At 40.7% G+C, this 20,527-nt stretch carries 17 protein-coding genes; 13 read left to right on the forward strand and 4 right to left on the reverse strand.

The features are described from left to right. The first annotated feature begins 341 nt into the window (after nucleotides 1-341). The 7 genes from rsxA (at nucleotide 342) to nth (ending at nucleotide 7,062) form a co-directional block, all read left to right on the forward strand. Nucleotides 342-923: an electron transport complex subunit RsxA gene (gene rsxA, locus BTN98_RS08055; protein ID WP_060998179.1), complete on the forward strand. Its 582-nt coding sequence runs from the start codon at nucleotides 342-344 to the stop codon at nucleotides 921-923. Continuing rightward, the gene (gene rsxB, locus BTN98_RS08060) at nucleotides 923-1,507 is read left to right on the forward strand and encodes an electron transport complex subunit RsxB (protein ID WP_060998178.1); all 585 of its coding nucleotides are present in this window, start codon (nucleotides 923-925) and stop codon (nucleotides 1,505-1,507) included. The genes rsxA and rsxB overlap by 1 nt, the downstream gene beginning before the upstream one ends. A 2-nt stretch (nucleotides 1,508-1,509) precedes the next feature. Next, nucleotides 1,510-3,870, forward strand: a complete 2,361-nt coding sequence (gene rsxC / locus BTN98_RS08065; protein ID WP_105029975.1) for an electron transport complex subunit RsxC — start codon at nucleotides 1,510-1,512, stop codon at nucleotides 3,868-3,870. Between the two features lie 2 nt (nucleotides 3,871-3,872). Next, complete coding sequence (gene rsxD / locus BTN98_RS08070) at nucleotides 3,873-4,919, forward strand: electron transport complex subunit RsxD (protein ID WP_060998176.1); 1,047 nt, start codon at nucleotides 3,873-3,875, stop codon at nucleotides 4,917-4,919. A 14-nt stretch (nucleotides 4,920-4,933) separates the two neighbouring features. Further along, nucleotides 4,934-5,566, forward strand: coding sequence for an electron transport complex subunit RsxG (gene rsxG / locus BTN98_RS08075; RefSeq protein ID WP_060998247.1), 633 nt, complete (start codon nucleotides 4,934-4,936; stop codon nucleotides 5,564-5,566). Nucleotides 5,567-5,568: 2 nt separating this feature from the next. Beyond that, the gene (locus BTN98_RS08080; RefSeq protein WP_060998175.1) at nucleotides 5,569-6,270 is read left to right on the forward strand and encodes an electron transport complex subunit E; all 702 of its coding nucleotides are present in this window, start codon (nucleotides 5,569-5,571) and stop codon (nucleotides 6,268-6,270) included. Between the two features lie 156 nt (nucleotides 6,271-6,426). After that, entirely contained in the window at nucleotides 6,427-7,062 is a 636-nt protein-coding gene (nth, locus tag BTN98_RS08085; RefSeq protein WP_060998174.1) for an endonuclease III, read from the forward strand. Between the two features lie 96 nt (nucleotides 7,063-7,158). On the opposite strand, the gene BTN98_RS08090 is transcribed toward nth, so the two are convergent. Next, nucleotides 7,159-7,608 carry a hypothetical protein gene (locus tag BTN98_RS08090; RefSeq protein WP_060998173.1) on the reverse strand — a complete coding sequence of 150 codons (450 nt, stop codon included), beginning with the start codon at nucleotides 7,606-7,608 and terminating at the stop codon, nucleotides 7,159-7,161. Nucleotides 7,609-7,702: 94 nt separating this feature from the next. After that, on the reverse strand, nucleotides 7,703-8,578 hold the full coding sequence (gene motY / locus BTN98_RS08095) for a flagellar protein MotY (protein ID WP_105029976.1): 876 nt from the start codon (nucleotides 8,576-8,578) through the stop codon (nucleotides 7,703-7,705). A 223-nt stretch (nucleotides 8,579-8,801) separates the two neighbouring features. Here motY and rnt point away from each other — a divergent pair, with 223 nt between their 5' ends. The 4 genes from rnt (at nucleotide 8,802) to BTN98_RS08115 (ending at nucleotide 14,962) form a co-directional block, all read left to right on the forward strand. Continuing rightward, nucleotides 8,802-9,467, forward strand: a complete 666-nt coding sequence (gene rnt, locus BTN98_RS08100; RefSeq protein WP_060998171.1) for a ribonuclease T — start codon at nucleotides 8,802-8,804, stop codon at nucleotides 9,465-9,467. A gap of 191 nt (nucleotides 9,468-9,658) precedes the next feature. Continuing rightward, nucleotides 9,659-10,921 carry an outer membrane protein transport protein gene (locus BTN98_RS08105; protein ID WP_060998170.1) on the forward strand — a complete coding sequence of 421 codons (1,263 nt, stop codon included), beginning with the start codon at nucleotides 9,659-9,661 and terminating at the stop codon, nucleotides 10,919-10,921. A gap of 35 nt (nucleotides 10,922-10,956) precedes the next feature. Continuing rightward, the gene (locus BTN98_RS08110) at nucleotides 10,957-13,368 is read left to right on the forward strand and encodes a VolA/Pla-1 family phospholipase (protein ID WP_060998169.1); all 2,412 of its coding nucleotides are present in this window, start codon (nucleotides 10,957-10,959) and stop codon (nucleotides 13,366-13,368) included. Nucleotides 13,369-13,639: 271 nt separating this feature from the next. Continuing rightward, nucleotides 13,640-14,962, forward strand: a complete 1,323-nt coding sequence (locus BTN98_RS08115; RefSeq protein ID WP_060998168.1) for a Na+/H+ antiporter family protein — start codon at nucleotides 13,640-13,642, stop codon at nucleotides 14,960-14,962. A gap of 106 nt (nucleotides 14,963-15,068) precedes the next feature. Here the strand turns inward: BTN98_RS08115 and grxD are convergent, their stop codons facing one another. Further along, on the reverse strand, nucleotides 15,069-15,407 hold the full coding sequence (gene grxD, locus BTN98_RS08120; protein ID WP_060998167.1) for a Grx4 family monothiol glutaredoxin: 339 nt from the start codon (nucleotides 15,405-15,407) through the stop codon (nucleotides 15,069-15,071). Between the two features lie 324 nt (nucleotides 15,408-15,731). Between grxD and sodB the strand changes: the two genes are divergently transcribed. Continuing rightward, a complete protein-coding gene (gene sodB / locus BTN98_RS08125) occupies nucleotides 15,732-16,322 on the forward strand; it encodes a superoxide dismutase [Fe] (protein WP_060998166.1) in 591 nt (196 codons plus the stop codon). A gap of 740 nt (nucleotides 16,323-17,062) precedes the next feature. Here the strand turns inward: sodB and asd are convergent. Next, nucleotides 17,063-18,178, reverse strand: a complete 1,116-nt coding sequence (gene asd, locus BTN98_RS08135; protein ID WP_105030004.1) for an aspartate-semialdehyde dehydrogenase — start codon at nucleotides 18,176-18,178, stop codon at nucleotides 17,063-17,065. Between the two features lie 709 nt (nucleotides 18,179-18,887). Between asd and nhaC the strand changes: the two genes are divergently transcribed. Next, nucleotides 18,888-20,339: a Na+/H+ antiporter NhaC gene (gene nhaC / locus BTN98_RS08140; protein WP_060998164.1), complete on the forward strand. Its 1,452-nt coding sequence runs from the start codon at nucleotides 18,888-18,890 to the stop codon at nucleotides 20,337-20,339. Nucleotides 20,340-20,527: the final 188 nt, after the last annotated feature.

Raw genomic sequence — 20,527 nt, forward strand, 5'->3', positions numbered from 1 at the left:
TCACTATATCAAACGCAAAATTAGCTATGTTTACAACCGACAAAATCACAATTTAAAAAAACTTCGATGAAAAACAGTCATCCACTCATACCTATTAGCAGCTTGACTACTTAAAAAAAACACACTGCATACCATCACCACTCAAAAAAAACACATTTGATCAACAACTCAATTTTAATAACAACGACAAAATAAGAATTATCGTTAACTAAAAACTTACTTTTCAATCAACTAGCTAAATTTAATACAATTAATAGATAAAACCCTACCCTTGAGGAGTTGTTATAGCGCTCACAAAATCAGATAATGTTAAGATCTCTTGCAATGATAATGAATTTGGTATGACTGAATACCTGTTACTCCTCATCGGGACAGTGTTGGTTAACAACTTTGTACTCGTTAAATTCTTAGGTCTATGCCCTTTTATGGGTGTATCTAAGAAACTAGAAACAGCAATCGGAATGGGCTTAGCAACAACATTTGTGCTAACCCTCGCTTCTGTGTGCGCATATCTCGTTGAAACCTACATTTTGGATCCTCTTGGCATCCAATATCTACGCACACTGAGCTTTATACTTGTGATCGCAGTAGTGGTGCAATTTACTGAAATGGTAGTTCATAAAACTAGCCCAACACTCTATCGTTTGCTGGGTATATTCTTACCATTGATCACGACTAACTGTGCGGTATTGGGTGTGGCTTTATTAAATACCAATGAGCACCATAACTTTATCCAATCTGTCATTTATGGTTTTGGTGCTGCGGTGGGTTTCTCATTGGTATTAGTATTATTTGCTTCCATGCGTGAACGAATTGCAGCCGCTGATGTGCCTGCGCCCTTTAAAGGTGCATCTATTGCGATGATCACTGCAGGTCTTATGTCTCTTGCCTTTATGGGCTTTACTGGATTGGTGAAATTGTAATGAGCGGGATCTTAATTGCTGCCATTGTGCTCGCAGTATTAGCTGCAATATTTGGCATTATTTTAGGTTTTGCTTCAGTACGTTTCAAAGTTGAAGCTGATCCAATTGTTGAGCAAATTGATGCCATTTTACCGCAAACACAATGTGGTCAATGTGGGTTTCCGGGTTGTCGTCCTTATGCTGAAGCTATTGCTAATGGTGAAATCATTAATAAATGCCCACCAGGCGGCCAAGCAACCATTGAGAAACTGGCTGATTTAATGGGTGTTGAAGTGCCTCAAGCTTCTGATAAAGTCACCAACAGCATTAAAAAAGTCGCTTTTATTCATGAAGATATGTGTATTGGTTGCACCAAGTGTATTCAAGCGTGCCCTGTTGATGCCATTGTTGGCGGCACTAAAGCAATCCACACTGTAATAAAAGACGAATGTACAGGCTGCGATCTTTGTGTTTCTCCTTGCCCTACTGACTGTATTGAAATGATCCCTGTTGAAGAAACACCGGATAACTGGAAATGGCAACTCAACCAAATACCCGTGGTTAATATTGCTGCGACAGCGAATGTAGAAAAGGTTAAGCCGTAGTCATGCTCTCAATTATTGAACAAATTAAACAAGGCAAGCTGTGGGATTTCCATGGCGGCATTCATCCTGCTGAAAACAAACTATTGTCAAGTAAGCAACCGATCAAAGCTGCGGGCATTCCAAGTGAATTGGTATTACCGTTAAAACAACATATCGGCTCTCGTGGCGACATTATTGTCAACATCGGCGATCACGTACTAAAAGGCCAACCACTAACGCAAGGTGATATTGCGATGTGTGTGCCTATTCACGCACCGAGCTCTGGCACGATTACTGCGATAGAACAACGTACCACCGCTCACCCTTCAGGCTTAACTGATCTATCTATTGTTATCTCAACCGACCACCAAGATACTTGGTGTCGTGGCACACAATATCCTGATTATCAAGATCGTGATCCTGCTGAACTTATTGAAGCGATTCGACTTGCTGGTATTGCTGGCTTAGGTGGCGCAGGTTTTCCTACTGCACGAAAACTGCAAGGTGGTTTAGGTAACGTTGATATTTTAATTATCAATGCCGCAGAATGTGAACCTTATATCACAGCCGATGACAGACTAATGCAAGACTATGCCGATGAAGTTATTGAAGGCATTCGTATTTTATGTCATATCATCGCGCCTAAATTAACCATCATTGGTATTGAGGATAATAAGCCCGATGCCATTAAAGCATTAGAAGCTTGTGTCAGCGAAGATGATAATATTCTTATTCGCGTGATTCCGACTAAATACCCTTCTGGTAGCTCCAAGCAATTAGTTAAGATCTTAACTGGCCGCGAAGTACCAAGCCAAGCACGTTCAACCTCAATTGGGGTTATTATGCAAAACGTGGGAACGGCATTTGCGATTAAACGTGCGATTGTTGACGGTGAACCATTAATTGAACGCGTAGTAACATTAACCGGTGAAGCCTTTAAAGAACGTGGTAATGTGTTTGCGTTATTAGGAACGCCAATTGCGTACTTGCTTGAGAAATTTGGCTATCAAGCCGATAAAAAATATCCTCGAGTGATTATTGGTGGCTCACTAATGGGCTTTACACTGCCTCATGCAAATGTGCCTATCACCAAAATTACTAACTGTATTTTAACACCTAAGCGTAAAGAATTACCGTTACATACCTATGAAATGGCTTGTATTCGCTGTTCAGCCTGTGCCGATGCTTGTCCATCATCATTGTTACCACAACAATTACAATGGTATGCCAAAGATAAAAACTACGAAAAATGTGAAGAATATAATTTAAGTGACTGTATTGAATGTGGCGCTTGTGCTTATGTTTGTCCGAGTGAAATTCCGTTAGTACAGTATTACCGTCAAGCCAAAGCTGAAATTTGGGAACGTAAACAAGACGAAATGAGTGCTGAACGTGCTCGTCAGCGTTTCGAAGCTAAACAACAGCGTATGGAACGCGATAAAGCTGAACGTGAAAACCGCTTTGCTAAAGCAGCCACCGATCGTCGTCAGCAAATGGCAACAACAGGTGGTGACGATGCCGTTGCAGCCGCTATTGCCCGTGTTAAAGCGAAACAAGCTGCCGCAACCGACACTGCACCAGCAGCGGTTAAACCGGCAGTAGCAGCTGCGATAGCAAAAGCAAAAGCGAGGCAAGCAGCTTCTACATCAGAAGCAAATGCAGTACCAGATAACAGCGAAATGGCAGCACTGCGTAAACAACGAAAACTGCAAGCACGTGAACAAAAAGCAGCGAAACATGCAGAGTTAATGCAGCAACAAACGGATACAGAACAACCTACAGAGCAAGTAACAGATAAAAAAGATGCTGTTGCTGCAGCTGTTGCACGCGCTAAAGCCCGTAAAGCAGCCCAGCAACAACAAGCAACATCTGCTGTTGAGCCTACGACTGAAGTAAACACTGACGTTGCAAGCGATCCTAAAAAAGCCGCTGTCGCCGCAGCTGTTGCACGCGCTAAAGCCCGTAAAGCTGCTCAACAGACACCATCAACCCCTGCCGCAGAAGCTACGGCTGAAGTAAACGCTAACGTTGAAAGCGATCCTAAAAAAGCCGCTGTCGCTGCTGCTGTTGCACGCGCTAAAGCCCGTAAAGCCGCTCAACAAGAGCAAGCAACCGCAGCTTCTGAGCCTACGACTGAAGTGAACACTGACGTTGCAAGCGACCCTAAAAAAGCCGCTGTCGCTGCTGCTGTTGCACGCGCTAAAGCCCGTAAAGCTGCTCAACAGGCACCATCAACCCCTGCCGCAGAAGCTACGGCTGAAGTGAACGCTAACGTTGAAAGCGATCCTAAAAAAGCCGCTGTCGCTGCTGCCGTTGCACGCGCTAAAGCCCGTAAAGCAGCTCAGCAAGTCCATAAAGTACAACCTAACATTGAGGAAGAATAATCGTGGCTTTTAATATTGCCAGCTCACCCCATGCACATAATCGTCGTAGTACGAGTGTCATCATGCGTACGGTTATTTTATGCGCAATGTTTGGCGTTGTTGCTCAATGCTACTTTTTTGGTCTTGGAACCCTGATCCAAATCGTTTTCGCATCTATCTGCGCGATTATATTTGAAGTCATCGTACTAAAATTACGCCAACGTCCATTAGCACCTTATCTGCGTGATAATACTGCACTGTTAACGGGGGTATTGATTGGTATTTCAATTCCACCTTTAGCACCATGGTGGATCACTGTTATCGGGGTATTCTTTGCTATCGTAATCGCAAAGCACCTGTATGGTGGTATGGGACAGAACTTATTTAACCCAGCAATGGTTGCCTATGTTGTATTGTTAATCTCATTCCCAGTTCAGATGACAACCTGGTTACCACCGGTATCATTAAGTGCTAATCCCGTTACCTTTATGGATAGTTTGTCTGCCATTTTCACTGGCTTTACCCCTGATGGCTTTAGTGTTCAACAGCTGAAAATGTCCGTTGATGGTTATACCATGGCGACACCATTAGACACGCTAAAAACCTCATTAAAAACAGGTATGACCGTTGCTGAAGCGATGAAAAAACCAGTGTATGGCACATTGGCCGGCGTTGGTTGGGAGTGGGTTAACATTGGCTTCTTATTAGGCGGTTTATTACTGCTTAAATTACGTGTTATTCAATGGCACATTCCTGTTGCAATGCTGAGTTCATTATTCGTAATTAGCAGCATTATTTATGTCATAGATCCAACCGTTGCCGCGTCACCGCTATTACATATGTTCTCTGGTGCAACAATGTTGGGTGCATTCTTTATAGCAACCGACCCCGTTACCGCATCAACAACAATAAAAGGCCGACTGATCTTTGGTGCTTTTATTGGCGTAATGATCTATTTGATCCGAACTTGGGGTGGCTTTCCTGATGGGGTTGCTTTTGCGGTATTGTTGGGTAATTTATGTGTACCTATCATTGATTACTACACCCGCCCACGCACTTACGGACACTAATAATGAGTATGACCATGTTTAAATCAATGAAAAAAAATGGTTTGATTCTAGCAATTTTTGCTTTGTTATCAACGGCATTAGTTTCTCTTACTCACTATTTCACCGCTGATCGTATTTTTCAGCAACAACAGCAACAGTTATTGAATACCTTAAACCAAGTTATTCCTGTTAGTAGTCACAATAATTTACTTTATAAGCGCTGTACCTTAGTTAAAAACCTGCAATATATCGGTACCAAAACGGCAATGCCGGCTTATATCGCGACCAAAGATGGTAAGCCTACAGGTATTGCTATTGAAGGTATTGCTCCTGATGGTTATAGCGGTGCGATTAAACTGATTGTTGGACTTGATACGAAAGGGGTTATCACTGGTGTACGTATTCTAGAGCAGCATGAAACACCGGGACTTGGTGATAAAATTGAAACCTCTGTCAGTGACTGGATCTATAGTTTTACTGGTAAGCGTGTTAATGGTGCCAACGATCCTAAGTTTCATGTACGTAAAGATGGCGGTGAATTTGACCAATTTACAGGAGCGACGATTACACCGCGTGCTGTGGTAAAAGCCGTCAAAAATATATCGTTGTACTGGCAAAATAATCAGCAGCAAATTCTTAGCCAGCCACTAGACTGTCCGAGTGAATAATTATGACCACATCTTATAAAGAGTTGATGAAAAATGGTTTATGGTATAACAACCCGACAGTAGTACAGCTGTTAGGTCTATGTCCATTACTGGCGGTATCATCAACCGCAACCAACGCATTAGGTTTAGGACTTGCCACTACCATGGTATTGGTGATGTCTAATTTTACCATTTCAGTAATTCGAAAATTAGTGCCGTCAGAAATACGTATTCCAGTATTCGTGATGATCATTGCATCACTGGTAACGTGCGTACAATTATTAATGAATGCCTATGTTTATGGTTTATATAAATCATTAGGTATCTTCATTCCTTTGATCGTAACTAACTGTATTATTATTGGTCGAGCTGAAGCTTTTGCTTCTAAAAACAAACCATTGCCTGCTGTTTTAGACGGTTTATGGATGGGGCTTGGTATGACATCTGCCCTGTTTTTACTGGGTGCGATGCGTGAAATCTTAAGTAAAGGTTCATTGTTTGATGGCGCTAACCGTTTATTAGGCGATTGGGCATCAGTACTGCATATTCAAATATTTCATTTTGATAGCAGTTTTTTACTGGCGATGTTACCACCAGGTGCTTTCCTTGGTGTCGGTTTCATGATTGCAGTGAAAAATGTTATTGATAAATATAAAGCCGATAAGCAATCTGCGTTAGAACAACAACCCAAAGTAGAGCGTGCTCATATTACTGATGTTAAGTAATATTGTTATTGTTATCTACTTATAATAAAACTGGCTTTCGGGCCAGTTTTTACTATTGATATATCTATAATTATAATCACAATTGTAACTATTACCGTTCGGTGCTCACCCTCAACAATAATGGTGATATTTACACTACGTTTGTCAGGAAAGACTATGAATAATCAAAAACGGGTTCAGATATTAGAACGATTACAAGCTGAAAATCCACACCCACAAACTGAACTTCATTGGACAACACCATTTGAGCTATTAATCTCGGTGTTGCTATCAGCCCAAGCGACTGACGTTAGTGTCAACAAAGCCACAGATAAACTTTACCCTATCGCCAATACTCCCCAAGCTATCTTTGATCTTGGTATTGATGGTGTGAAGCAATATATAAAAACCATTGGCTTATTTAATTCTAAAGCTGAAAACGTCATCAAAACATGCCGTATTCTATTAGATAAACACAATGGAAAAATCCCTGAAAATCGCGAAGCATTAGAAGCATTACCTGGTGTCGGTCGAAAAACTGCTAATGTCGTCCTTAACACAGCCTTTGGTTGGCCAACTATTGCAGTTGATACCCATATTTTTCGAGTTTGTAATCGCACGAAATTTGCGATGGGGAAAAATGTTGAGCAAGTGGAAGAAAAATTGCTAAAAGTTGTTCCGGCTGCGTTTAAAGTCGATGTCCACCACTGGCTAATTTTGCATGGTCGCTATACCTGCATCGCACGTAAACCTCGCTGCGGTAGCTGTATTATTGAAGATTTATGCGAGTACAAAGACAAAATAGAAATCTAACATCGCTTTGATATTGGTATATCTATTTCATCCATAATCGTCACCAACAAAAAAGGAGCATTAAAATGCTCCTTTTTGAGGCTAATAATCTAGTTATTACAATGGTGTACAGTCAATATTAAAGCCATTTTGTTTACGTTTAGCGGCAAGCTCTGCAGCCCCTTTACCAAGCGCATTTAATAACTCATCACGTTGTTGAGGTGAGACTTTTTTACCACTAGCATCAAGAGATTGCTGTAATTCTATTGCTGCTTTTTGCTTATCGCCTTGAAGGTAGCTTTCTTGGGCAAGGGCGATATAAGCCATACTTCGTGCTAAAGGCTGACCTTCATGACCTAGCGCCTGTAATTCAGTTGCCGCACCAGGTTTACACAATTGTTGATTTTTTATTGCTTCAGCAACGGGCTTTAAATCTACTTTAACGACTTTGTTGAGCACTTCCTTGGTGGTATCTATTGCCACATTCTCAACCGTGGTAGTGAACATTTTTATACCAGCAATTACTGCGACAATAATTACGATACCGATTAATAGACGCTTATTCATATTTAAATCCTTATTCGCTGATCAACAGCATTATCATAAAGGTGTTATCAATAACCTATGTCAACAGACGATTAACATTGCGCTCATAATGAGTTTAAATTTGACTACGCCCTAATGAAATCACCACTCGACGATTTTGATGTCGACCGACAGGGGTTGAATTATCGGCAATCGGTCGCCGTTTTCCATGTGCTTCAACTTGAATACGATTGTCGGGTAAGCCTAACCCTCTAAAGTAATCTTCAATTTTAGCTGCTCGTTGTTCTGATAACTGTTGTCCTGCCGCGGTTCCTAGTGCTGAATCACTGTATGCAGCAACTAACACTAAATCGATATCATCAGAATAACGCACATAATCAGCAATCTGCGCTAACCGCTGCTGTGACATATTATTCAGCTCATCACTATCATTGTTATAATGCAAAATAGTAAAGGCAATATCGTCAAAACTAAATGGCATCAAGTTATTCAGGCATTGACTAAAAAGTTGATACGATTTATTAAAATTAACCGCAGATAAACCAACTTCTAACTGACGTTGTTGCTGAGTTGGCCAACTTTTATAGCTAAACGTTGGATTACGTCCATCTTCTAACTCCGCCAACATTTGCCAGGCGGTATTACCTTCAATATAGCCATCAAATTGTTTGAAGAATTTTAAATTAACCATCGCATGAGCCGCATCGCCAGGCATCCAACTCGGTGGCATTGAAGTTAACTTAACATTGCGGGTTGCTCCAAGTTGACGCTGCATTTTCAACTCAAAATGCAGGTTCATTTTTTTACTGGAACGTGCTGAAAACTGCGCAGTTCCATAAGCTGGAATGGCGTGTTCTAATCGACACTCTAAAGGCGTATCAACCACAAGTTGCCACTGTGATTGATGTGGCGAGGCAAGATAGTTTTTAGCCTCAGCATTCGATATTGAAATAAATACACTAATAACTAATCCAATTCGTAACCAAGGCATTAATAATTCTATTGAATTCATTTTATAACCAGACTAAGAGAAAATAATACAACGACGATAATAACGTTACACTGCTATATCGGCATTTATGGTATGAGCTTTAGCCTTCTATTACTCAATTGAGTCATCGTTACTTCAAATCGTATTTCTATGATTGAACAGCAATGAAATTAAACGCTTAATCTGCCATACTAGGTGATTCTTTTATTTTGACAGCAGTACTATGAGCCAAGATAACCAATGTAATACCTTAAAAAGTCGCTTTCGCGGCTACTTTCCAGTCGTTATTGACGTTGAAACTGCAGGTTTTAATGCCAAAACAGATGCCTTATTAGAGATTTGTGCTGTCACTTTACAAATGGATGAAGATGGTTGGCTAAAACCTGCAACAACTATTCACTTCCATGTCGCTCCTTTTGAAGGTGCAATCTTGCATAAAGAAGCGTTAGAATTTAACGGCATTCGTGATCCTTTTAGCCCATTACGTGGCGCGGTATCTGAAGAAGTTGCACTCAAAGAAATTTATAAGCAAATCAGAAAAGAACAAAAAAACACTGATTGCACTCGTGCGATTATGGTGGCGCATAATGCGACTTTTGATCATAGCTTTGTGATGGCTGCCTCTGAGCGCGCGAAACTAAAACGTAATCCATTTCATCCATTTGCGACCTTTGATACCGCAGCATTAAGCGGTTTAGCCTTTGGACAAACTGTGTTGGCTAAAGCCTGTCAAACAGCTGAAATTCCATTTGATAATAAAGAAGCGCACTCAGCATTATATGATACTGAACGTACCGCTGAATTATTTTGTAAAATCGTTAATAAATGGAAACAACTAGGTGGCTGGCCATTATTCACGCCACCAACAGACGACACTGGCAACAAATAATCTAAATTGCGCTGAATTTTTTATTAAACCCATCCTGTATGGGTTTTTTATACCTCTCACATCGTCATCAAATAAATAGATGTAAAAATTAACAATTACTTAACATTAATCTTATACTTGGTCTGTAATGCGTTTTGTTTTTCCTCATGGATGAATAAAAAATAACATAACGACAACTGAGAGGCAGAATAATGTCCGTAAATATACGTTATCTTTCCCTTGCGCTTTGTGCAGCGCTGACTAGTACTTCTGCGTTTAGTGCCGGATTTCAAGTCTCAGAACAATCAGCGTCAGGTTTAGGCCGCGCTTTTGCAGGAGAGGCTGCTATCGCTGATAACGCAGCGGTCATCTCTCGCAATCCCGCGGCAATGACAAAATTTAACACCATGACAGTATCAGTTGTCGGCAGTATTGTTATACCTGAGATTGATGTTATCGCCCATGACGCACCTAACGGCATCCAAACTGCCAAAAATGTTGCTCCAACCGCTTTTGTACCTGCTAGTTATTTTATTCAACCGCTTAATGAGCGCCTTTCTTGGGGGCTAGCATTATTTTCAGGCTACGGCGTAACCACCGATTATCCCGCCGATTTTTATGATGGTAGTTCTGCTGGTAAAACCTCACTGGTAGCCATCAATTTAAACCCTAGTATTGCTTACAAAGTTAATAACCAACTAAGCCTTGGGGTTGGTCTCAATGCTGTTTATGCCAAAGCTGAACTCTATCGCCATTATGGACAGAATGCGTTACCGTTCTATCCTACGATTAAACCCAGTGATAAAACCATTAACATGGAAGGTGACACTTGGAGCTGGGGATGGAACATCGGTGCTTTCTATCAATTAAATGATAATAACCGTTTTGGACTCGCTTACCGTTCAAAAGTTAATCTTGATTTTAAAGGCGATTTTACTGATTACTCCGGATTAGTATTAGGCAGTGCCAATCGCGGTCAAACCATTAAAGGAAAACTCCCAGTTATTCTACCCGCCACCGCTGAATTTTCTGGTTTTCATCAGCTTAATCCGAAAATTGCGGTTCATTACAGTCTTTTTTGGACCCAATGGAGTTCATTTAAAGAGTTACGTGCCACCAACGCACAATGTAATTTCAATGGTCAAATGCCAGGGATTTGCTTACTAAAAGATGAAGATTATAGCGATGCATTTCGATGGGCTATTGGCACCACATACACCCTCAACTCTACCATTACCTTACGCGCTGGATTTGCCTTTGATGAACAAGGCGGTAAAGCCACGCTTAGTATTCCAGATACTGACCGCTACTGGTATTCAGCCGGCGTCACTTACCAACATAGTCCTCGCTTAAGTATTGATATTGGCTTGAGTTATATCTATGGCAAAGACAACGACTTTATTGAAACTGACCACCGTTTTACTGCCAGCAGTGTTGCTTATATTGGAGCTGCACAAATTAACTATGCCTTTTAGCCACAATGCATAACAACATTTAAATAAGGAAATATATGAACAAGTATATTTTAACGATACTAACAACAAGTTTGGGGCTAATAGGGTGTGGTGGCGACAGCAAATTAGAAGGGACACCAACACTGGATCCCAATATTACCGATAGCATTAACGCAGCGACTAAAATCAACTTTGATTTAATCACTGATCCACAAAGCCCTACCCTTGTTCAACCCACTTATTTATTAATGGACAGTCGCGACGGCACTTTAAATACCGAAGTTGCAGCTGCTGATGCCAATGATATTAGCGATCCATTAATAACAATGGGACACACCGATGGTTGGAGTACCAGTCAACCATTACAGCTGCAATTTATAGGGCATGATCTTGATAGCACAACGCTAGCTAATGGCTTTTATTTAATTGAGTCTAGCGATCCAACCACCAGTACCAACACCATAGAACCGACTAAACTCACTCAAAATAATGGCGACTTTATATTATCAGCATCAGGTACCACGCTCACTGTAGTGCTGTTAAAACCATTAAAACCCGCTACTAATTATATGTTTGCTATTACAAGCGATCTTAAAGACAGCAATGGTGATAGTGTCGGTATGAGTAATAGCTATGCGGTCTTAAAAGCCAATGCGCCAGCTCCGGTTGCGGCACTGGTTGCAGCCCAAGACATTACTCACGCCACAGAAGCTGAATTTGTAAAGGTAGGGGTTAACCAAGACAGCATTATGTTCTCAAGTTGGTTTACAACCGCTTCTATCGGTGATGCGGTATATGCCGTTAAAGCAGCAACAGCACTGGCATTACAGCAAGGTGCTAATACCATTTGGAAAGGCAGTGCGATTAACGATCAAGTCTCAACCTCAGATTTACGCAACCTATTTAGTTTCTCCAATCTCACCGATACTAAGCAAACCACACCACAAGCAAAAGGGGAAATCTATACTGGCACAATAGCACTGCCCTATTTTTTAGATAATACTGCCGCAGGTTTTGCAACAACGCCTTGGCAAAGTGGTATGCCAAGTTTAGCCATTATCAGCTCAGTATTAACCTCAAGTAGTGACGCTGATAAAGCAGCAATTGTTGCGCAATTAGCTCAACTCAATATTACTCCAGCAGACATTGCAGCAGCGGCTAGTGATGCAGACATACAACGTCGCTTACTGGTGACACTAACAGGCGCAACATTGACATTAGCTGATGGCAACCAGCTTGATCCACAACGATTGATCACCCGCTTTAGTCCATTGCCCAAGCTACAATCAGTACAATATCTTGATTACACCTTGATTCTACCTGTAGACCCGAGTTGTGATCAGGTAGCAAAGAATGCCACCAGTATTTATTTACATGGCATTACTAGCACCAAAGAAACCGTATTAGCTCTAGCAGATAATATTATAAATGAGCAGTGCCAAGCGATTTTTGCCATCGATCATCCATTGCATGGCAGTCGAGCAATTGCAGGGGTTGATGGCAGCGCCAGTGATGGTCACCCTGAGTACTATTTAAATTTATCGGCACTCACTGTTGCCAGAGATAACCTTCGCCAAAGTGCAACAGATATAATTGGATTGCGTGCAGCAATTGGGCAAGTATTTGCGACTATTGCATCAAGTGATGCCGCTGCAATTGGGAGTTTAGGTAATTTAAAAACGCTCGATCCAGCGCAAGGAGTTAACTTTATTGGTCACTCTTTAGGCGCTATCACCGGTGTCAGTGTGGCCAACATTGCAAATCGTCCCGTAGACATACCGCAAACTGATGCACTCTTATTCGACATAAATGCCCTTGCTTTAGCTAACCCTGGCGGTGAAATTCCTTACTTATTACTAAACTCTGGTAGTTTTGGAGATTTTGTTAAAGGCAACTTAATGGCGACAACCAATCCAACCTTTGCCGCTTTTTGCCAGCAACAATCATTGCAACCTGATGTATGCTTTAATGTTTATCAGGCGGATCTAATTGCTAAAGGCGATGCGAGTTCTGTTGCAACCTTAACCGCAATATATGCCACTTTTAATAGCTTTGCGTACGCGGCTCAAACGGTATTAGATACTATCGATCCAACTAACCATGCTCCTCTAGTAAGCCCAAATACAGGCTTATATTTAGCTCAAGTAAAAAATGATGCGACCATTCCTAATATGACCCCATTAGGAGCAACCGTTGACGGTACCACGATTTTACACCCCTACTCTCCGTTTACCGGCACAACCCCGCTAATTAGTGGCTTAGATCTAATGATCACTAACCAAAGCACGACTAACCAATTAGTACACAATGCCATTTTATTTAATCAAGGTGACCATTCATCACTGCTCGATTCAACAATTAGTCCTGCCGTGACCCAAGAAATGCAAACGGAAATAGCGTCATTTATAAACACTAATGGCCTAAACCTCACGATAGAGAATAAAAGCGTAATAACCACAGCCCCTTAAGTTTTTTATCAATAAAATGTTTAATCATAAGAAGCGAGCGTGATGCTCGCTTTTTTTTGGCATATAAAACAAAGTGATAAATACTAAAAAGGCTTATTCTTTATAAACATAATTATGGAATTTTTTTCTCGACAAATGCTGAAAATCAAGCACACTGTGTGATATGGGATCAAAGTCTCATAATTATAATTAAATCGCATCTAGCAGTGTTGAACACTGCCAGACAATCGAACGAAGTAATAATGCAACTAACGGATGGAACTCACGTTTTATGAACCCTGTAATTATCGCCGTATGCATCATGCTGGTACTCGCTTTAATGCGTGTCAATGTCGTGGTTGCTCTTACATTTAGTGCCATTATTGGTGGTCTTATCGGAGGTTTATCGCTCACCGATACGATTTCAGCCTTTGAAGGTGGATTAGGTGGCGGTGCCACAACCGCTCTAAGCTACGCCATGTTAGGTGCGTTTGCCGTCGCGATTTCACGTTCAGGTATTACTGACGTCCTCGCTCAAAAAGTTATTAAGCGCATTAGCGGCCATGAAAATATTGCGGCAGCTACTGGTGTGAAATATAGCGTTCTTATCATTTTAGTATTGCTTGCCATCTCTTCTCAGAACGTTATCCCAGTCCATATCGCCTTTATTCCGATTGTTATTCCACCGCTATTACATGTCTTTGCCAAGCTTAAGCTTGATCGCCGTTTAATTGCCTGTGTATTAACCTTTGGTTTAGTCACCCCTTATATGGTACTTCCTATTGGTTTTGGCGGTATCTTTCTCAACAACATTCTGCTTAAAAATTTACATGATAATGGGTTAGATGTTGCGGCAAGCCAAGTGCCTATCGCAATGATCCTACCTGCATGTGGCATGGTGTTTGGCTTATTAATGGCAACATTTGTCAGCTACCGTAAGCCACGCGAATATTCAGAAGAGAAAATTCTTGCCAGTGAGCCAGAGAAAAAAGTCATCGATATGCGCCATGTGTATGTAGCTGTAGGGGCTATTTTTGCAGCATTAGGTGCACAGCTGTATAGCGGCTCAATGATTGTCGGTGGTTTAGTCGGCTTTATGGTGTTTACCTTTACTGGCGTCATCAAATGGAAAGAAACCCACGATGTGTTCACTAAAGGTGTACATATGATGGCAATGATCGGCTTTATTATGATTGCAGCGGCAGGTTTTGCTGCAGTAATGAAAGCAACAGGTGGCGTTGAAACTTTAGTTAATTCACTTGAAGCGATTATTGGTAACAATAAGCCATTAGCGTCATTATTGATGTTAGTCGTTGGTCTATTAGTAACAATGGGGATTGGTTCATCGTTCTCAACTATCCCTATTCTTGCAACAATTTATGTACCGTTATGTTTATCTTTTGGTTTCTCGCCAATGGCAACAATTGCGATTGTAGGTACCGCTGCAGCACTTGGTGATGCAGGCTCTCCAGCTTCGGATTCAACCTTGGGTCCAACATCAGGTCTTAATGCCGATGGTCAACATGATCATATTTGGGATTCAGTTGTACCGACGTTTATTCACTACAACTTGCCACTGATTGCTTTTGGCTGGATCGCATCAATGATTCTGTAGTCGCAATAGCATCACAATGATGACTGCGATTTAAGCTTGATATAAAAAACCGCCAACGTTTAACGTAGCGGTTTTTTATAAGTACAAAAACACTTAAACAGCAATCTTACTCAGCAGCTTGTGCATCACGGCGAGCAGCAGCTTCTTTAATTAATGTTTGTAATTCACCTTTTTGGAACATTTCCAAAATGATGTCACAACCACCAATAAGTTCACCGTCAATCCATAATTGTGGGAATGTTGGCCACTGTGCATAAACAGGTAGCTCTGCACGAATATCTGGGTTTTGAAGGATATCTACAAACGCAAATTTTTCACCACAGTTCATTAACGCTTGTGATGCTTGTGATGAGAAACCACAGCTTGGCAATTTTGGAGAGCCTTTCATGTACAACAAAATAGCATTATCTGAAATTTGTTGTTTAATTTTATCGATAGTTTCCATCGCTTCCTCGTCCGATTCTAATAATCATTTGTAATAAACCCTACCATTCTACTTGGTTATCGTCACCAATAAAAATACTTTCAAATTATGTTTAGTCTCTCTTTTACATAATAAAGCGTAATCTTAGTTATATTGATATCTATTAAGTGGTTATTGACGTAATCAATAACGCGGTATAGGGTATTTTTTTAAGTTTAATGCTTTTAATAAACTAAAAACTTGCTAAAATAAAACGGTCAGATTCAAATAATAAGTAGGTGCTAACACCTACTAGAAAGTAATGTCGTGGGTATAAGCCCAATAATTAAAATGGAGAATTGAGCAATGGCATTTGAACTACCAGCTCTACCGTACGCAATCAACGCTCTTGAGCCACATATTTCTCAAGAAACGCTAGAATACCACTACGGTAAGCATCACAACACTTACGTTGTTAAGCTAAACGGTCTTGTAGAAGGTACTGACCTTGCTGAAAAATCTCTTGAAGAAATCGTACAGACTTCTACTGGTGGTGTTTTCAACAATGCAGCTCAAGTATGGAACCACACTTTCTACTGGCATTGCCTAAGTCCAAATGGCGGCGGCGAGCCTACTGGTGAATTAGCAGACGCAATTGTTAAAACCTTCGGTTCTTTCGCTGAATTCAAAGCTAAATTCACAGACTCAGCAATCAATAACTTTGGTTCTGGTTGGACATGGCTAGTAAAAACTGAAGATGGCGCATTAGAAATCGTTAACACTTCAAACGCAGGCTGCCCAATTGCTGAAGAAGGTCTGAAAATGACACCTCTTCTAACTGTTGATGTTTGGGAACACGCTTACTACATCGATTACCGCAATGTTCGCCCTGATTACATGGCTGCATTCTGGTCACTTGTTAACTGGGACTTCGCTGCTAAAAATCTAGCTGCGTAATATTCCTGTTTAATAACATCAACCCGTTTCATTATTGAGACGGGTTTTTTTATACCTCGACAATCACGCTCATATTGTTACCTATTTCCTCATCAGCTATTAATCATTGGTTTATATATAACAATTCAATATTTTACTTACACTGCATTTACCCACTAACATCATGAAACATCCAACCCTGTTTTGACATGCTTTTTATTGCTCGATTGTATAATTGTGCATCACTCATCATTCAACCGAGAGTTATTAGCGTATATTACAAAACGTTCTCCATCGCAGCACTTAGCGTCGCTATCTTAACCTCCAGCAGTATTGCTTCTGCTCAAGACGAAGTAAAAAAGCCGCAACCATGTAAAACATAATGCCGAGCTCAATGCCGTAATGGAAGGTAATGATAGCATCGCTGCAAATCTGTCTTATATTGAATCACAGCCGACTAACCATATTTTGTTAAACCGTGGGGAGAGCGCACCAAAACCGCCGCAGAAGTCGTTGCTGAGCTCACTGATAAGGCCTCAAAAACATTATCAGCTTACAGCATGTCATTTATGTAAGTATGAGCAAATTAACAGACAAAGATGTCCTAAACTCGCTACTCTCGGGTCGCGGTTGGCGTAAGAAGAATCATTAATTACAGACAAATAAACCGATAACGCTATCAATAAAAACGCCTGCATACTTTTGACTAGAAAGAGAAAGCCGCAGGCGTTTTTTATATCTTAATCAAGGCTAGATAATAATTAACCTTTTTCAGCCAACAAAATACGTAGAGTACGACGCAATGGTTCTGCAGCGCCCCACAATAACTGATCACCAACCGTAAACGCATTTAGGTACTCATCACCCATAGCAAGTTTACGTAATCGACCCACAGGAACCGATAGTGTACCTGTTACTTTAGCAGGGCTTAATTCTTGCACAGTAATATCACGCTCATTTGGGATCACTTTTACCCAATCATTATGAGACGCAATAATCGCTTCGACTTCATCAAGCGGTACATTTTTCTTGAGCTTCAATGTTAACGCTTGGCTATGGCAACGCATCGCACCGATACGTACACAAGTACCATCAATTGGGATTGGACTATCTTGCAACCCTAAAATTTTGTTGGTTTCAACCGATGCCTTCCACTCTTCTTTACTTTGCCCGTTATCGCGTTTCACATCAATCCAAGGGATCAACGAGCCAGCCAGTGGCGCACCAAATTCTTGAGCAGGAAAATCAACGGCACGTAATGTTCGTGCCACTTTACGATCAATATCTAAAATAGACGTCGCAGGATTGGCTAGCTCACTGGCTACCGAATCATTGATCACGCCCATTTGGCTAATTAACTCGCGCATATTCTTTGCACCTGCGCCAGATGCTGCTTGATAGGTTTGTGATGTCATCCACTCAACCAGTCCCGCTTTATACAAGCCACCAACAGCCATTAGCATCAAACTAACGGTACAATTACCACCAACATAAGTGTTCGTACCGTTATGGATCCCTTGTTGGATCTGATCAAAGTTAACCGGATCAAGGGTAATTATTGAATCAGGCTGCATGCGTAATGTCGATGCTGCATCAATCCAATAACCTTTCCAACCTGCTTGACGCAATGCTGGGTAAACTTTCTCAGTATAACTACCACCTTGGCAGGTGATCACGACATCGAGTCGCTTCAATGCTTCTATATCAAACGCATCTTGTAATACGCCAGCATCTTTACCAAAATTAGGCGCCGCTAAACCGACTTGTGATGTGGTAAAAAATACCGGATTGATAACGGCAAAATCACCTTCCTCAACCATGCGCTGCATTAAGACTGAACCAACCATGCCGCGCCAACCAACTAAACCTACTGTCATCATTTGCAACTACACTCCCTGTGGTATTAAATTTCTTTACCCATCTATAGAGATTTACGCAGCCAAAAACAAGCATAATTTGCAATTATAAGTAAAATATACTGCTGTTTATCACCAACCATATTTTACCGTTTGATTATCATTTGAGTTTCTTATCAGCCATATTAGGTTTTATTATCACTGATTTTAACGCTCCAAAAAGCACAAAAACCAACCAATAAACCACTAAAAACAACACTTAATGGCTATTAAAAGAGCTTATTTATTAAATATGCAATCAAACTAGTAAAAAGTTAACATTGGTATAACTTTGAAAAAAAAGCCTTTCCCTGATAATCTCCCTCACTGTGAATAAGCAGGTAGATAGTTCACCACTATTATAACTAGTAGCTTTTTATACTCTAGATACTACTTTTTATGCGATTTTTATAGACATACTACGACTTTACAAAAAATATAAAACACAACATATGAACCATTAATTAACACCAAAAGAACAAATAAAGTCAGTGTTTTACGAAAGATCCATACCAAAAAGACTTAGATCACAGAAAAAAACATTATTTATCACGATGATAAATCAATTTGCTAAAGTAGCGCCGCTTAAGTCGCTGTCTTTTTCAATCCGATTTACAAACCAATGATAAATAGTATTGATTGGTTGGGTTGGACCCAATTTCAACAAGCTCGATAAAACAAGGTTAGAAGTATGGAAAAACAGACAATAGTGAAACTACCCTCAGTAATGCAAGTCATTATTGCCCTAGGTATTTTCCTTGCCCTTGCATTCTCTTTTACCTCAAAATTGAATTTGCCAATCCAACTGGCGCTGTATATCGGTTGGTTTGTAATTATTGCACTCGGTATCAAACTTGGACACGATTATAAATCGTTAGAAAAAGCAGCCACTAAAGGTATTGCTAATGGTTTAGGCGCTGTACTGATCTTATTAGCCGTTGGTTCTCTCGTCGGTACTTGGATTGCTGGCGGCATTGTTCCAACCATTATCTATTATGGTCTTGAGGCTATCCACCCTTCCATTTTCTTGCTTGCGACAATGATCATCTGTTCATTAACGGCATTAGCAACAGGCACTTCTTGGGGAGCCGCAGGTACCGCTGGTATTGCAATGATGGGTATTGGTCAAGGTCTGGGCATTCCAGCACCAATGACAGCGGGTGCGGTACTTTCTGGCTGTTATTTTGGTGATAAGATGTCACCACTGTCTGATTCAGTGATCCTTGCTTCTTCAATGTCTAACGTTGAAATCATGGAACATATCAAAGGTATGTTACCGATCTCACTGATCAGCTATATTATCACTGCTATTTTATTTACAGCTGTTGGTTTCCACTACGCTGGCAATATTGATATGTCACAAGTCAATTCTGTAATTGCAGCAATGGATAAACAATTTGTTATTTCGCCATTATCGTTTATTCCAGTGGTTGTGGTATTGGTTTTACTGGCGTTCCGTTTACCGTCTTTCCCTGTGATTTCATTTGGCTCACTACTGGGTATTGTATGGGCTATAATGGTTCAAGGTATGGATCCAATCAAAGCTATTAATGCAGCATGGGCACCGTTTTCAATCAGTTCTGGAGTTGAGTTTATTGATGCGATTCTAAATCGTGGTGGTATGTCATCAATGCTGGGCTCTGTAGCGGTGATTATCTTTGGTTTAGGTTTTGGTGGCTTACTTGATAAAGTCGGCGTTCTTCAAACCATCGCACGTTTATTTGAGCGCAAAGTAAACTCAGCAGGCAGTCTTGCAGTATCAACCATTGCAACCGCTTTCCTTGGTAACGTATTTGGTTCAGCGATGTACGTATCGTTAATTCTGACACCTAAGATTTGTGCTAAAAACTATGACCGTTTAGGTTATCAACGCAAAAACCTATCTCGTAATGCCGAGTTCGGTGGCACGCTAACCTCTGGTATGGTGCCTTGGAGTGATAATGGTATCTATATGGCCAGTATTTTAGGTGTTGCTACCTTCTCATACGCACCATTTATGTGGCTAAGTTTTGTTTGTATTATCGTCACGATTGTCAGCTCTTACATGGGCTGGTTTGTCGATCGCTGTCCACCAGCAACAGAGGCACAACTGGCACAAGATGACGAAGATGAGTTAATGACAGTAAAACGTTTAACATCGTAAACTAAATTAAATCATCATAATGACATTAACGCACTTCTAAAGAGGTGCGTTTTTTTTTGCTTTTTTGGCGGTCTTATTTTTAAGTTATCAACCTAAGTAATTGATAGATATAAAAGATTATTTATTTTTATACTCATTATCATTGATTAGACAATTTCCATTTCTGCGTTATTGACTCAAATATCACC

It is taken from the genome of Photobacterium aquimaris (assembly GCF_002954455.1).
GTDB lineage: Bacteria > Pseudomonadota > Gammaproteobacteria > Enterobacterales > Vibrionaceae > Photobacterium > Photobacterium aquimaris.

Coding starts and splice junctions, on each gene's coding strand:
- rsxA (WP_060998179.1), top strand. CDS start 342: ATGACTGAATACCTGTTACTCCTCATCGGGACAGTGTTGGTTAACAAC.
- rsxB (WP_060998178.1), top strand. CDS start 923: ATGAGCGGGATCTTAATTGCTGCCATTGTGCTCGCAGTATTAGCTGCA.
- rsxC (WP_105029975.1), top strand. CDS start 1,510: ATGCTCTCAATTATTGAACAAATTAAACAAGGCAAGCTGTGGGATTTC.
- rsxG (WP_060998247.1), top strand. CDS start 4,934: ATGTTTAAATCAATGAAAAAAAATGGTTTGATTCTAGCAATTTTTGCT.
- BTN98_RS08080 (WP_060998175.1), top strand. CDS start 5,569: ATGACCACATCTTATAAAGAGTTGATGAAAAATGGTTTATGGTATAAC.
- nth (WP_060998174.1), top strand. CDS start 6,427: ATGAATAATCAAAAACGGGTTCAGATATTAGAACGATTACAAGCTGAA.
- BTN98_RS08090 (WP_060998173.1), bottom strand. CDS start 7,608: ATGAATAAGCGTCTATTAATCGGTATCGTAATTATTGTCGCAGTAATT.
- motY (WP_105029976.1), bottom strand. CDS start 8,578: ATGCCTTGGTTACGAATTGGATTAGTTATTAGTGTATTTATTTCAATA.
- rnt (WP_060998171.1), top strand. CDS start 8,802: ATGAGCCAAGATAACCAATGTAATACCTTAAAAAGTCGCTTTCGCGGC.
- BTN98_RS08105 (WP_060998170.1), top strand. CDS start 9,659: ATGTCCGTAAATATACGTTATCTTTCCCTTGCGCTTTGTGCAGCGCTG.
- BTN98_RS08110 (WP_060998169.1), top strand. CDS start 10,957: ATGAACAAGTATATTTTAACGATACTAACAACAAGTTTGGGGCTAATA.
- BTN98_RS08115 (WP_060998168.1), top strand. CDS start 13,640: ATGAACCCTGTAATTATCGCCGTATGCATCATGCTGGTACTCGCTTTA.
- grxD (WP_060998167.1), bottom strand. CDS start 15,407: ATGGAAACTATCGATAAAATTAAACAACAAATTTCAGATAATGCTATT.
- sodB (WP_060998166.1), top strand. CDS start 15,732: ATGGCATTTGAACTACCAGCTCTACCGTACGCAATCAACGCTCTTGAG.
- asd (WP_105030004.1), bottom strand. CDS start 18,178: ATGACAGTAGGTTTAGTTGGTTGGCGCGGCATGGTTGGTTCAGTCTTA.
- nhaC (WP_060998164.1), top strand. CDS start 18,888: ATGGAAAAACAGACAATAGTGAAACTACCCTCAGTAATGCAAGTCATT.